This window comes from Crenobacter sp. CS_VA4, from assembly GCF_055597485.1.
Genome location: NZ_JBVMAE010000001.1, coordinates 240,752 through 252,436, shown reverse-complemented (window position 1 = coordinate 252,436; position 11,685 = coordinate 240,752). Strand labels below are relative to the sequence as shown.

The window sequence follows — 11,685 nt, the reverse complement described above, 5'->3', positions numbered from 1 at the left end:
ATTTGGCTACTACAGGAAACCCCGATGAAGACAACTCCACTCGGCGCAGGCCAGGCGGCGCCTACCGGCACGCTCAGCCCGCTCGGCGTCGCCACCCCGAGCACCACCCTGCTCGCCGCGCTCGACCAGGAAAAGGTGTCGATCAGCGACAAGGCCAAGGCCAAGCAGAAGAAGGACCAGTCGCTGCTGCAGCAGTTGCAGAGCGCGCCGCGCATCGACACCACCGCGCAGCGCAAGAGCGCCGCGCGCGCCAAGATCCAGCAGCTGAAGAAGCAGATTGAGATGCTGCGCACGATGCTGGCCGGTCTCGGTCCGCGTGAGGCCAAGGCGCTCGCGGCGCAGTTGAAGCAGATCGCGCAGGAGCTGAAGCAGGCGGCCTCGGTGCTGGGCGAAGGCAGCGGCGGTGGCGGCTTCGGCGCGGGCCAGTCCGCCGTGCGGCCGGTCGCGGCGACAGGGCCGGCCGCGGCAGACGGCGCCAAGGCGGCGCAGAGCGCCAGCGTCGCCGTGACGGCGGCAGCCACTCCGGTCGATGCCTCGCCCGACGCGCCGGCCGAGGGGGCGACGGCGGAGCAGGCGGCCGACCAGGCCGGCCCGGTGTCGACCACGCAGGCCGAGGCCGAGAAGCAGCAGGAGCCGGAAAAGAAGCAGGACGGCGGGTCCGGTAAGCAGGGTGGCGCCGACGCCGAGCTGGTCCAGGACGCGGTGCGCAAGCTCAAGGCGCTGCTGGCGCTGGTGAAGGGCCGGCTCAAGAACAGCGAGGACCTGAAGAAGGCGCAGGAGCTGACCCAGGTGGCGCAGAACATCGCCGAGCAGCTCGGCCAGGCGAGCAGCCAGGGCGCGGCCGGTGCGATCGGCGGGGTGAGCGCGGTGCCTTGAACGTGTCGGTGCGCGCCTGAGTTCACCCGAGGGGTGACGACCACCCGTCCAGTCGGCGGCCCTCGGGCCGCCGTTTTTTTATGGTTCTTCGCGGAATTGAGGTGAACGCCGTAGCAAGCATTCGTTCGGGCTGCGGCGTTGTCGGTCTCGCCCGACCGGCGAGTTCCTTTTCTTGTCTCGCCAGAAAAGGAACCAAAAGAAGGCGACCCCACCGCGCTGGCCTGCGGCTTCCCTCGCGCCCGACAAGCGGCCAGGCGCCACCGAACTCGCGGGCGGCTAACGTCCGCCCGCTCGAACAGGCGGCGGCTTAAAACCTGGCCGCTTGCCGGTCACTCGGCAGCGCAGAAGGGGGATGGCAGGTCGATTGTGGCGGCAGAGGAGCAGGGAAGAAAGATCGGGTGCATCGCTTGGTCGAGCCTGCTGCCATTTGGTCAGCAACCTTTCGGCCAACCTTATAAAGTAGGTCGCCGGTCGGTGAGACCGACAAAGCCGCAGCCCAAACCCGGTTCCCATGAGCCTTTTTCGGTGTGTTACGGCTCCCGGCCGGCGAAGTGCGCCTCGAGGAACTCCAGCAGCACCCGCACCTTGCGCGGCAGGTGCTGGCGGTGCGGGTAAAGTGCGTAGAGCTGCAGCGTCGGCAGCGGGTAGTCGGCGAGGATCTCGACCAGCCGACCGCTCTTCAGGTCGTCGCCGACCAGGAAGGTCGGCTGGTGGATGATGCCGAGGCCGTGGCGCGCCGCGTCGAGCAGCACGTCGCCGTTGTTGGCGGCAAAGCCGCCGTGCACCGTCACCACCCGCTCCGGGCCGAACGCCCAGCGGTCGGCCGGCTGGCTCAGCGTGTAGAGCAGGCACTCGTGGCGCGCCAGTCCCTCCGGCGTGGCCGGCGTGCCGTGCTGCTCCAGATAACTTGGTGCCGCGCACACCACCACCCGGATCGGTGCCAACGGTTTGGCGACCAGCGTGCTGTCGGCCGGTTTGTCGCTGATCCGCAGCACCAGGTCCACCCCCTCTTCCAGCATATCGATGCGCCGGTCGGTCAGCTCCAGCTCGACCGCCACCTTGGGGTAGCGTTGGCGGAATTCGGCGATCAGCCCGCCCAGATGGCGCAGCCCGAACGCCAGCGGCGCGTTGAGCTTCAGCTTGCCGGTCGGCTCGACGCTGGTCTGGCTCGCCACCGCTTCCGCCTCGTCGATCTGCGCCAGGATCACCGCGACCCGCGCCAGATAGTCGCGCCCGGCCTCGGTCAGCGCTAGCCGCCGGGTGGTGCGTTGCAATAGCCGGGTGCCGAGGTGGCGCTCCAGCCAGTTGACGTACTTGGTCGCCATGCCGCGCGACAGCTGCAGCCGCTCGGTGGCGGCGGTGAAGCTGCCGCTGTCGGCCACCGCGTGGAATACCCGCATCGCGTTGACGAGGTCCATCCTCCTGCTCCCAACTGTTTCCGGATAAGCAGCAATTTACTGCATTTTTCGGTGTTTATTGGCGGGTGGGCAATGGTCTTTAATGGCGACATGCCGATACGGCACGACCCATCCACGGAGACCATCATGATCGACCAACGCACCGCTCCTTACGCCGCCTTCGTCCTGCGCCTGTCGCTCGGCATGATGTTCCTGGCGCACGGCCTGACCAAGCTGTTCGTGTTCACCCCGGCCGGCACGGTCGGCTACTTCGCCTCGCTGGGGCTGCCGGCGCCGCTCGCCTACCTGACGATGTTGGCCGAAATCGGCGGTGGCCTGCTGCTGATCCTCGGCGTCGCTGGCCGGCAGATCGCCGCGCTGCTGATCCCGCTGCTGCTCGGCGCCACCATTCTCGGCCACGCGCACAACGGCTGGTCGTTCACCAATCAGGGCGGCGGCTGGGAATACCCGGCCTTCCTGGTGGTGGCGGCGCTGACCGTGGCGCTGCTCGGCGACGGCGCGTTCGCGATCAAGCCGCTGGGCCGCCAGGCGAAGTAAGCGCCACGATGATCACCGCCGACTCGTGTCGGCGGTGCCAGACTAGAGTAACGATGACCCGCGCGGCGTCCCGACCAGGGCGCCGCGCCCCAGCAAGGAGTTCACCATGAGCACGCGTTTTCCGAGTCTGTTCCTGTCGCACGGCGGCCCGTCGGTGCTGATCGACGGCTCGCCGGCGCCGGCCGCCTGGCGCGACTGGGCGGCCCGCCACCCGGTGCCGCGCGCGGTGGTGATGCTGTCGGCGCACCGTCCGGCGCTGGCGCCGACGGTGACGAGCGTTGACGAGTGGCGCACCGTGCACGACTTCCGCGGCTTCCCGGCCGAGCTGTATCAGCTGTCGTACCCGGCGCCGGGCGACGCAGAGGTGGCTGTCGCGGTGCGGGAGCGGCTCGCCGCCGCCGGCATCACGGTCGAGCCGGACCACCGCGACGGCCTCGATCACGGCGCCTGGGTGCCGCTGTTGGCGATGTACCCTGAGCACGACGTGCCGGTGGTCGCGCTGTCGGTGCTGCCGCGCGCCGATGCCGCCGCGCACTACGCGCTGGGTAAGGCGCTCGCCGGGCTTGCCGACGACGGCGTGCTCTTGATCGGCTCGGGCAGCCTCACGCACAACCTCTACGAGGTGGCGTGGAACGACGCCGAGGTGCCGGCCTGGGTGAGCGAGTTCCGCGACTGGATGCTCGCGCGTCTGGCCGAAGGCGACATCGACGCGCTGCTCGCCTGGAAGACCCGCGCGCCGTTCGCGGAGGAGAACCACCCGACCGACGAGCACCTGCTGCCGCTGTTCTTTGCATTGGGCGCCGGCGGCCGTGACTCGACGCTGTTCCACGCCGGCGTCGAGCACCGCTCGGTGGCGATGGACGCGCTGGCGTTCGGCTGACACGGTTGTAGACGGTAGTGAGGAAGGGTTGGCTTCGGCCAACCTTTTTTGCGTCCGCTCGCCGTAGTCGATGGGCCATATCCATGCCGTAGGCCTGTGTGACGTTTCATTGCGGCGACGCGAGGCTGCAGCGATTCCGTCATGCGGGCGTCACCGCGACTTCCTAGAGTGGCCGGCATGCCAAAAGAATGGGCGCACTGTCCGTGTTGCCCTCGATAGCTAGCCCTCAGGAGTCGTGGATGTCCCGTATCAATCGTCGTGAATTCATCAAGGGCGCAGGTGCCTTGGCCGGCGCGTCGCTGTTGCCGCCGGCCCTGCAACAGGCGCTGGCCGCGCCGGCGCAGTCCGGCACGCTCGGCTCGATCGCGCACGTGGTGATCTTCTCGCAGGAGAACCGTTCGTTCGACCACTACTTCGGCGCGATGCGCGGCGTGCAGGGCTTCGCCGACGATCACCCCTTGCTGATCCAGGGCGCCGGCAGTCGCTCGGTGTTCTTCCAGAAGAACGGCACCGGCCAGCTCGCGCCCTGGCACCTCGACTCCAAAGTCACCTCCGGCCACTGCGTGCAGGACATCTCGCACGACTGGAACGCGATGCACAGCAGCTGGAGCCGCGGCCGGCTCGACAACTGGATCGGCGCGCACGGCAGCTACGCGATGGGCTATCTCGCCCGCGCCGATATCCCCTGGCACTACGCGCTCGCCGATTCGTTCACCGTCTGCGACCAGTTCTTCTGTTCGACGCTCAGCTCGACCAACCCCAACCGTCTCTACATGATGAGCGGCAGCATCGACGCCGCCGGCCAGTACGGCGGCCCGATCATCGACAACACCGAGCCGGCGGCCGGCTTCACCTGGACCACCTACGCCGAGCGGCTGCAGGCGGCCGGCATCAGCTGGCGCGTCTACCAGGAGCAGGACAACTACGACGACAACGCGCTCGCCTGGTTCGCCAACTTCAAGAACGCGCCGGCCGGCTCGCCGCTCTACGTCAACGGCATGCAGCGCCGCGTGCCGGCCGACTTCGCCGCCGACGTCGCGGGCGACCGACTGCCTGCGGTGTCGTGGGTGATCGCGCCGGCCGGGCTGTCCGAGCACCCGTACTACGCGCCGAACAAGGGTGCCAACTACGTCAGCCAGTACCTGCAGGCGCTGGCAAGCAATCCGGCAGTGTGGCAGAAGACCGTGTTCATCCTCACCTACGACGAGAACGGCGGCTTCTTCGACCACGTGGCCCCGCCGGTGCCGCCGGCCGGCACCGCTGGCGAGTTCGTCAACGGCACCGCGATCGGCCTGGGCCAGCGCATCCCGACCATCGTCTGCTCGCCGTTGAGTCGCGGCGGCTGGGTCGCGAGCGAGGTGTTCGATCACACCTCGGTGCTGCAATTCCTCGAGAAATGGACCGGCGTCGCCGAGCCGAACATCAGCGCCTGGCGCCGCCAGGTGTGCGGCGACCTGACCTCGTGCTTCGACTTCAGCGTGTCGGATGCGAGCTTCCCGACCCTGCCCGACACCGCGGCGCTGGCGAGCGCCGCCGATCTGCAGTGCAAGAACCTGCCGACGCCGACCGCGCCGACCGGCACCCCGGTGCAGCCGCCGCAGGAGGCCGGCCAGAAGCCGCTGCGGGTGCAGCCGTACGGGCTCGACTGCTGGTTGACGCAGGACCTGGCCGCCGGCCGGGTCTGGGTCAACTGGAAGAACGCCGGCGCCAAGGGCGCGGCGCTGCAGATCAACGCCGATACCTATCGCACCGACGGGCCGTGGTACTACAGCGTCGCTTCCGGCGCCAGCGGTAAGGACTACTTCAGCGCGGTGAAGTATGGCAACGGTTACTACGACCTCGAACTGCACGGCCCGGGCCAGTTCTTCCGCCGCTTCCGCGGCTACCTGAACGCCCGTGCGGTGAACGGTCTGCAGGAGCCGAGCGTGGTGCTGTCCACCAACGGCGTCGGCCAGCCGGTGTCGATCGCGTTCAGCAACGGCGGCAGCCAGGCGGTGAGCTTCACCGTGCTGCAGCGCAACGGCGACAATAGCGCGACGCGCAGCTGGACCGTCAGCGTGCCGGGTGGCCAGAGCGTCACGCAGTCGTTCCCGACCGAGCAGGACTGGTACGATTACGGCATCACGCTGGCCGACTCCAGCGTGTTCTACCAGTCGCTGGCCGGCCACGTCGAAGGCGCCCCGGGCGTGTCGCGTCCGCCGGTGCAGCGTTGGTGACGGCGATGCGCGCGCTGATCGTCGCCGCGCTGGCGTTGACCGGGCTGGCCGTCGGGGTGGCCTGGCAGCTGGACACCGCCGCGCCGCAGCCGCCGCTGCGCGTGGCGACCCAGTCGGCATCGGTCGCTCCGACGGCCAACGATGGCGCCGTCGTCGCCGCGCTGTGCGCGCCGGTGATGCTGGCGCGCTGGTCGCTGCTCAATGTCGAGCGCGACGCCGGCGGCCGGCCTATTCGCGCGCAGCTGTGGGCGCCCGGCCGGCCGCCGCGCACCTTGAGCGCCGGCCAGTCGCTCGACGGGCCGCTGCGACTCAACCGCGTCGACGCCGACCGGGTCGAGCTCGCCTGCGATGGGGCCCGCCGCGAGCTGCGGCTAACCGGGGCGGTGGCCGTGCCGGACGGCGCGCCGCCGCTCAGGACCGCGCTAGTTGCGCCGAACGGCAACTGAGCGGTTCCGGCATCCCCCAAGGGTTGGCTTCGGCCAACCCTTTGCATTGCCAGCGCGGTTTTTATGGGTTCTTTATGCGGCTGACAATTAAATTGGCCGTTTTTTTACGCCGGGAAACCTAGCATTAATCCAGAACAAGACTGCCGTCACGCGGCGGCTTCGCGATGCGTTGTCCTTCTGGAGGTGTTGGCGATGAGCCCCTGGCACCACTCCCCGCGGTTGTCCCGCCCCGATCTGCCGGTCGACCCGGCAGATAATTTGCCACTCAATCGCCTGTTGCTGGCCGAACGCCGGCTGCTGTTGTCGCGCTTCTGGGCCGACGCGGCCGCTGGCCTGAAACGGCCGATGCCGGCCGAGCTGCTCCGGCGCGTGTGGGCCTGGCTGCACGGGAGCCGGGCGTGAGGGCGGCGTGACGAGCCCGGCTCGACGCTGCTGACGGGGGTGGACGCGCAAAAAAAAACCGGGTCGAGTGACCCGGTTTTTAGCGCGGTGAGTACGACGTCTCAGTGCTTCGCTTCCTTCAGCCGCTCGAACTCGACCAGCACGTTGCGGCTGGCGTCGGCGACCCACATCTGGCCGTCCTGCACCGTGACGGTCAGCTGCATGCTGCGCTCGACCAGCTCAACCAGTTCGGCCAACGTCGCCGGGGCGACGCCCCACACCGTCAGGTTGTCGAGCCGGTCGAGCTTGCCGGCGATCTGCGGCCACCACACCTCGGCGGCGCGGCCGCCGTAGCTGTACAGCACCGCCTGTTCGGCGCGCGCGCAGGCCTTCTTCAGCCGCTTCTCATCCGGCTCGCCCAGATCCACCCACAGCTCGATCTCGTCCGAATAGTTCTTCTGCCACAGTTCCGGCTCGTCGTCGGCGCACAGGCCCTTGGTGAACGCGAGCGTCTCGCTGGCGTGGCGCGCGAACGCCACGAGGCGCAGCATCATCCGCTCCAGCGTCTCGGACGGATGCTGGGCGATGGTCAGGTTATGGCCGGCGTAGTAGCCGCGGTCCATGTCGGCGATATTGAGGTCGGCTTTGTAGATGGTGGCTTTGAGCGCCATGGGGGCGGGCCTTGCGAATCGAAAGGCCGACAGTGTAGCGGCTTTGCGCCGGCCGCGCCCGGCCAGCCGGATACCGCCCGGCGTCGTGCTGTCGCGCTTGGCCAACAGAGGAAGCCGCGCCAACAGTACCGGTCGCGCAACAGCCGGCGATAGAAGGCGGCGGCGACCGGGCCTACCGAGGACCGTCGCACCAACAGCGGCGAGGTGGCAGGCAACAGACGCCAAGCGCCCGTTGCCGCCAGGCGCGGCGGGACGGCGAAACCAGCGGCAGCGACATCGCGAGCCGCTGGCAAACGGCCAAAGGGCGCCATGCTCGACGGGCTGCCAGCCCGGGCGAAGGGGGGCTATGGTGCCGATCGGCGACAGTATTGGTTCGTTCGCCTTTTCCTCGCGCGGTAAAAATCGTACACTGCCTGCTTCCCGCGTCCTGCCAATGGCGCGCGTGACTCTTCCGCTTCATCACGAAGCCGACCGAATTCCCCACTGTCTGCCGACACCCCGATTGGTATCGCACACCCTGCGATGGGTCGTCGCTGGAACTGAATAATGTCCGAACTACACTTTGCCGACCTCGGGTTGGCCGAACCACTGTTGCGCGCCGTTGCCGACACCGGTTACACCTCGCCCACGCCGATCCAGGCGCAGGCCATTCCGCTGGTGATCCAGGGCGGCGACCTGCTCGCCGCCGCCCAGACCGGTACCGGCAAGACCGCCGGCTTCACCCTGCCGCTGCTGCATCGCCTGGCCGAGCAGCCGGCCAAGCGCGCCGGCCGTCCGCGCGCGCTGGTGCTGACCCCGACCCGCGAACTCGCGGCCCAGGTCGAGGAATCGGTGCGCACCTACGGCAAGTACCTGCCGCTCAAATCGATGGTGATGTTCGGCGGCGTCGGCATCAACCCGCAGATCGCCGCCTTGCGCAAGCCGGTCGACATCCTGGTCGCCACGCCGGGCCGCCTGCTCGATCACGCCGGCCAGAAGACCGTCGACCTGTCCGGCGTCGACATCCTGGTGCTCGACGAAGCCGACCGCATGCTCGACATGGGCTTCATCCACGACATCAAGAAGGTGCTGGCCATGCTGCCGGCCAAGCGCCAGAACCTGCTGTTCTCGGCGACCTTCTCCGACGAGATCAAGACGCTGGCCGACAAGCTGCTCGATAATCCTGGTCTGGTCGAAGTGGCGCGTCGCAACACCGCCAACGAGCTGGTCGACCAGAAGGTGCACCTGGTCGACCGCGACAAGAAGACCGAGCTCTTGACCCAGCTGATCAAGGACGGCAGCTGGCAGCAGGTGCTGGTGTTCACCCGCACCAAGCACGGCGCCAACCGCCTGGCCGAGAAGCTCGACAAGAGCGGCATCCCGGCCGCGGCGATCCACGGCAACAAGAGCCAGAACGCCCGCACCAAGGCGCTGGCCGACTTCAAGGGCAACGATCTGCAGGTGCTGGTCGCCACCGACATCGCCGCGCGCGGCCTGGACATCGACCAGCTGCCGCACGTGGTCAACTTCGAGCTGCCGAACGTGCCGGAAGACTACGTGCACCGCATCGGCCGCACCGGCCGCGCTGGTTCGAGCGGCGAAGCGGTGTCGCTGGTATGCGTCGACGAGCTGAAGCTGTTGAAGGACATCGAAAAGCTGATCAAGAAGGCGGTGCCGCAGTTCACCATCGCGGGTTTCGAGGCCGACCTGAGCGTCGCCCCAGAGCCGATTCTGCGCGGGCGCCAGCAGCCGCAGGGCGGCCAGCGTCGCGGCGGCAACGGCCAGGGTCATACCGACGGCCGTGCGCCGCAGGGGCGTGGCAGTCACCAGCCGGCCGGCAAGAGCAGTGGCGGCAAGGGCCAGGCGCAACGCCAGGATGGCCAGGGCCCGCGCGGCAAGGCGCCGGGCAAGAGCCAGCCGGCCGCTTCGGCCAACGGTCAGCCGCGTCGTGCGCCGAAGCCGGCCCAGGCGGCCCGCGGCGAGCCGAACGGCAATCGCCCGCCTTCCGAGCAGCGCGAGGTGAACGGCAACGTGGTCCCGCCGAAGAGGGCCGACGTGAACGGCAACCGCGCGCCGCAGGGCCAGGGTCGCGGCAAGCCGGCTGGCCGCAGCCAGTCCGCCGCCCTGTTCAACGCGCCGCGTAAGCCACGCTAAGGCGCGCGCCGCACACGACAACGCCCGGTCATGCCGGGCGTTTTGCTTGCGGCGGCGCGATGATCGTCGTCGTTCCCGATTCGGAGCCCTGTCATGGCAAACCCCGCTTTCCGCTGGCTGAACAACGACCAGCTCCTCGCGCTGGCACCGACGCTGCAACAGCAGCTGCAGCGTGAATTCGACCTCGAGCTCGGCGGTTTCGAGGCGCAGCAGTTGCTCGAGCTGATCGCCGCCGAACTCGGCCCGTTGATCTACAACCGCGCGCTCGACGACGCACGCCGGGTGGTCACCGATCGCTACGAGCGGCTGCAGGATGATCTTTGGCAGTTGGAGCAGTAGCCGCGGTGAACGGGGCGCCCGGCGCAGCATCCGGCGCCTTGCCAGAACCGGGCGTTCACCTCAGTGCGCGCTCATCTTGGAAAATAGGTTGAGCACCAGCACGCCGGCGATGATCAGCACGATGCCGGCGATGGCGGCGAGGTCGGGCTTCTGGTCGTACAGCAGCATCGCCGCGACGGTCACCAGCACGATGCCGAGTCCCGACCACAGCGCGTAGGCGATGCCGACCGGCACGGTCTTGAGCACCAGCGACAGCATCCAGAACGCGATGCCGTAACCGATCACTACGACGACACTCGGGCCGGCACGGGTGAAACCGTCGGCCGCCTTCAGCGAGCTGGTGGCGATCACTTCGGCGACGATGGCGATGGTAAGGTAGATGAAACCGTTCATGACAAGCCTCCTGCAAATAGCGCTAACGAATGCGGACATTTTCATCGCTTTTGCAGATAATCCAAAGATGGTAACCATCTGATAAACAGATAGATAACGATGCAATGGACGCTTGAACAGCTGCGCCAGTTCGTCGCGGCAGCAGAGTGCGGCTCGTTTTCGGCCGCGGCGCGCAAGCTCGGTCGGGCGCAGTCGGTGGTCAGCACCGGCGTGGCGCTACTGGAGGCCGATCTGGGCGTCGAGCTGTTCGACCGCTCGCGCCGCAACCCGGTGCTCTCCGACGCCGGGCGGGTGCTGCTGGCCGAGGCGCAGCTGCTGCTGCGGCAGAGCCGGGTGCTCGACAACCGCGCGCTGGCGTTCGCCAGCGGCGCCGAGGCGCGGCTGACGCTGGCGCTCGACGAGGCGCTGCCCTACCCGGCCTTGATCGAGATGCTCGGCGGCCTCGCCGCGGCGTTTCCGGCGTTGGAGCTGACGCTGCTCAACGGCACCTCGGCCGAGGTGGCCGGCTGGGTCGCCGGCGGCCGCGCCGATCTGGCATTCCAGTTCCGTCGCCAGCCGGCCGACCCGGTCCTCGAGCAACGCTTGATCGGCGCGGTGCCGCAGACGCTGGTCGCCGGCGCCGGCCATCCGCTGACGCAGTTGGCCGAAGTCGGCCGGCGCGAGCTGGCGCAGCACCGCCAGCTGATCCTGCACAGCGACGCCGCCGCCGAGGAGGCGTTCAGCCCGGCGGTGTGGCGCTCGAACAGCTTCTACAGCATCGCCGAACTGGTCGCGCAGGGCCACGGCTGGGCGGTGCTGCCGCTCAACATCGCCCGCTACCAGAGCGTCGAGACCCAGCTGGTCGAGCTGGCGAGTCCGGCGCTGGCGCTGTCGCCGCTACCGGTCGAGATGCTCTGGCCGCCCGGCGTGCCGCTGGGGCCGGCGGGGCGCTGGCTCGGCGAGCGGCTGACCGCGCTGTTGGCGCGCGTGCTCGACTGAGTGTGGCCGGCGCGGCCGGCGGCCGGTACACTCGCGCCGATATCCATTCACAGGAGGCCCCGATGACCGTTCGCATCTACCACAACCCGCGTTGTTCCAAGTCGCGCGAGACGCTGGCGCTGTTGGAGGCGCGCGGCATCGCCCCCGACGTGGTCGACTACCTGCTCACCCCGCCCAATGCGGCGACGCTCGCCACATTGCTCGATCGGTTCGGTCTCGAGCCGCGCGAGCTGATGCGCCTCAAGGAGCCGGAATACGCCGAGCTGAACCTGGCCGACCCGGCGCTGAGCCGCGACGAGCTGATCGCCGCGATGGTGGCGCACCCGCGGCTGATCGAGCGGCCGATCGTAGTGGTCGGCGACAAGGTGGCGCTCGGCCGGCCGCCGGAAAGCGTGCTGGCGATCCTGCCGTAGTCGC

General features: G+C 68.7%; 13 protein-coding genes. 10 read left to right on the top strand and 3 right to left on the bottom strand.

Annotation, left to right across the window (positions count from 1 at the left end; translation table 11 throughout):
* The first annotated feature begins 24 nt into the window (after positions 1 to 24).
* A complete protein-coding gene (locus tag ACZ2IA_RS01220) occupies positions 25 to 876 on the top strand; it encodes a hypothetical protein (RefSeq protein WP_470290727.1) in 852 nt (283 codons plus the stop codon).
* 530 nt (positions 877 to 1,406) lie between these two features.
* Here the strand turns inward: ACZ2IA_RS01220 and ACZ2IA_RS01215 are convergent.
* Entirely contained in the window at positions 1,407 to 2,294 is an 888-nt protein-coding gene (locus ACZ2IA_RS01215) for a LysR family transcriptional regulator (protein ID WP_470290726.1), read from the bottom strand.
* Positions 2,295 to 2,420: 126 nt separating this feature from the next.
* On the opposite strand from ACZ2IA_RS01215, the gene ACZ2IA_RS01210 reads away from it, so the two are divergent.
* The 5 genes from ACZ2IA_RS01210 to ACZ2IA_RS01190 all read left to right on the top strand — a co-directional run bounded on the left by ACZ2IA_RS01210 (position 2,421) and on the right by ACZ2IA_RS01190 (position 6,775).
* Positions 2,421 to 2,831, top strand: coding sequence for a DoxX family protein (locus ACZ2IA_RS01210; RefSeq protein ID WP_470290725.1), 411 nt, complete (start codon positions 2,421 to 2,423; stop codon positions 2,829 to 2,831).
* A 106-nt stretch (positions 2,832 to 2,937) separates the two neighbouring features.
* Complete coding sequence (locus ACZ2IA_RS01205; RefSeq protein WP_470290724.1) at positions 2,938 to 3,711, top strand: DODA-type extradiol aromatic ring-opening family dioxygenase; 774 nt, start codon at positions 2,938 to 2,940, stop codon at positions 3,709 to 3,711.
* A 239-nt stretch (positions 3,712 to 3,950) separates the two neighbouring features.
* Complete coding sequence (locus tag ACZ2IA_RS01200; RefSeq protein ID WP_470290723.1) at positions 3,951 to 5,927, top strand: phosphocholine-specific phospholipase C; 1,977 nt, start codon at positions 3,951 to 3,953, stop codon at positions 5,925 to 5,927.
* A gap of 5 nt (positions 5,928 to 5,932) precedes the next feature.
* Positions 5,933 to 6,373 carry a hypothetical protein gene (locus ACZ2IA_RS01195; protein ID WP_470290722.1) on the top strand — a complete coding sequence of 147 codons (441 nt, stop codon included), beginning with the start codon at positions 5,933 to 5,935 and terminating at the stop codon, positions 6,371 to 6,373.
* A gap of 192 nt (positions 6,374 to 6,565) precedes the next feature.
* Complete coding sequence (locus tag ACZ2IA_RS01190; protein WP_470290721.1) at positions 6,566 to 6,775, top strand: hypothetical protein; 210 nt, start codon at positions 6,566 to 6,568, stop codon at positions 6,773 to 6,775.
* 101 nt (positions 6,776 to 6,876) lie between these two features.
* Here ACZ2IA_RS01190 and ACZ2IA_RS01185 read toward each other — a convergent pair whose 3' ends face one another.
* Positions 6,877 to 7,425 carry a YaeQ family protein gene (locus ACZ2IA_RS01185; RefSeq protein WP_470290720.1) on the bottom strand — a complete coding sequence of 183 codons (549 nt, stop codon included), beginning with the start codon at positions 7,423 to 7,425 and terminating at the stop codon, positions 6,877 to 6,879.
* 546 nt (positions 7,426 to 7,971) lie between these two features.
* Here ACZ2IA_RS01185 and ACZ2IA_RS01180 point away from each other — a divergent pair.
* Positions 7,972 to 9,558, top strand: coding sequence for a DEAD/DEAH box helicase (locus ACZ2IA_RS01180; RefSeq protein WP_470290719.1), 1,587 nt, complete (start codon positions 7,972 to 7,974; stop codon positions 9,556 to 9,558).
* A gap of 93 nt (positions 9,559 to 9,651) precedes the next feature.
* Positions 9,652 to 9,897, top strand: coding sequence for a DUF2164 domain-containing protein (locus tag ACZ2IA_RS01175; RefSeq protein ID WP_470290718.1), 246 nt, complete (start codon positions 9,652 to 9,654; stop codon positions 9,895 to 9,897).
* Positions 9,898 to 9,957: 60 nt separating this feature from the next.
* Here ACZ2IA_RS01175 and ACZ2IA_RS01170 read toward each other — a convergent pair whose 3' ends face one another.
* Entirely contained in the window at positions 9,958 to 10,290 is a 333-nt protein-coding gene (locus ACZ2IA_RS01170) for a DMT family transporter (protein WP_470290717.1), read from the bottom strand.
* Between the two features lie 99 nt (positions 10,291 to 10,389).
* Between ACZ2IA_RS01170 and ACZ2IA_RS01165 the strand changes: the two genes are divergently transcribed.
* Together ACZ2IA_RS01165 and arsC are read left to right on the top strand one after the other, a co-directional pair.
* Positions 10,390 to 11,268 (top strand): LysR family transcriptional regulator, encoded by an 879-nt coding sequence (locus tag ACZ2IA_RS01165; RefSeq protein ID WP_470290716.1) that lies wholly within the window; start codon positions 10,390 to 10,392, stop codon positions 11,266 to 11,268.
* A 62-nt stretch (positions 11,269 to 11,330) separates the two neighbouring features.
* Complete coding sequence (gene arsC / locus ACZ2IA_RS01160; RefSeq protein ID WP_470290715.1) at positions 11,331 to 11,681, top strand: arsenate reductase (glutaredoxin); 351 nt, start codon at positions 11,331 to 11,333, stop codon at positions 11,679 to 11,681.
* The last annotated feature ends 4 nt before the right edge of the window (positions 11,682 to 11,685 follow it).

Bases quoted from the DNA above. Each gene is read 5' to 3' on its own strand.
- ACZ2IA_RS01220 (WP_470290727.1), top strand. From the start codon at position 25: ATGAAGACAACTCCACTCGGCGCAGGCCAGGCGGCGCCTACCGGCACG.
- ACZ2IA_RS01215 (WP_470290726.1), bottom strand. From the start codon at position 2,294: ATGGACCTCGTCAACGCGATGCGGGTATTCCACGCGGTGGCCGACAGC.
- ACZ2IA_RS01210 (WP_470290725.1), top strand. From the start codon at position 2,421: ATGATCGACCAACGCACCGCTCCTTACGCCGCCTTCGTCCTGCGCCTG.
- ACZ2IA_RS01205 (WP_470290724.1), top strand. From the start codon at position 2,938: ATGAGCACGCGTTTTCCGAGTCTGTTCCTGTCGCACGGCGGCCCGTCG.
- ACZ2IA_RS01200 (WP_470290723.1), top strand. From the start codon at position 3,951: ATGTCCCGTATCAATCGTCGTGAATTCATCAAGGGCGCAGGTGCCTTG.
- ACZ2IA_RS01195 (WP_470290722.1), top strand. From the start codon at position 5,933: ATGCGCGCGCTGATCGTCGCCGCGCTGGCGTTGACCGGGCTGGCCGTC.
- ACZ2IA_RS01190 (WP_470290721.1), top strand. From the start codon at position 6,566: ATGAGCCCCTGGCACCACTCCCCGCGGTTGTCCCGCCCCGATCTGCCG.
- ACZ2IA_RS01185 (WP_470290720.1), bottom strand. From the start codon at position 7,425: ATGGCGCTCAAAGCCACCATCTACAAAGCCGACCTCAATATCGCCGAC.
- ACZ2IA_RS01180 (WP_470290719.1), top strand. From the start codon at position 7,972: ATGTCCGAACTACACTTTGCCGACCTCGGGTTGGCCGAACCACTGTTG.
- ACZ2IA_RS01175 (WP_470290718.1), top strand. From the start codon at position 9,652: ATGGCAAACCCCGCTTTCCGCTGGCTGAACAACGACCAGCTCCTCGCG.
- ACZ2IA_RS01170 (WP_470290717.1), bottom strand. From the start codon at position 10,290: ATGAACGGTTTCATCTACCTTACCATCGCCATCGTCGCCGAAGTGATC.
- ACZ2IA_RS01165 (WP_470290716.1), top strand. From the start codon at position 10,390: ATGCAATGGACGCTTGAACAGCTGCGCCAGTTCGTCGCGGCAGCAGAG.
- arsC (WP_470290715.1), top strand. From the start codon at position 11,331: ATGACCGTTCGCATCTACCACAACCCGCGTTGTTCCAAGTCGCGCGAG.